Source organism: Pedococcus sp. P1_H8 (assembly GCF_056405175.1).
On sequence record NZ_JBFUCP010000499.1, the window covers coordinates 1 to 354 of the forward strand.

The following is a 354-nucleotide window of genomic DNA, read 5'->3' on the forward strand; positions in this document are numbered from 1 at the left end:
CTCTTGTGGGTGTCAGTGACGTTGCTGCCGATGACCCAGGACGGTTCGGATGCGCCCGGTGGGCTCGCCGGGGCGGTCGACTGGGATGTCGCAGCATGGGCCGGGGTTCGGCTGTCCAGGCCAGGCCCACGCACCAGCCGGTACTCCGCGGAGGCCGTCGTCGCGGAACTCTCGGAGGCGTCGGTGCGCGCCGAGGGACCGGTCCGGGAGGTCACCGGGCTCGCCGACGGGCTGCCCGTGCCGCAGGCCCGGGTGGTGGACCGTGCCGGCTGGATCCGGGCCGCCGCCGACTCGATGGCCAATCTCACGGGTGACGCCGACCGGCCGACCACCGGCGGGGGACTGCTCGCCGGC

1 protein-coding gene is annotated in these 354 nt (G+C 74.9%); it reads left to right on the plus strand.

The window, feature by feature from the left end:
• Positions 1-30 precede the first annotated feature (30 nt).
• Positions 31-354 (plus strand): zinc-dependent metalloprotease (locus AC1DYG_RS21035; protein ID WP_477641755.1); only part of this gene is annotated, 324 nt, incomplete at its 3' end.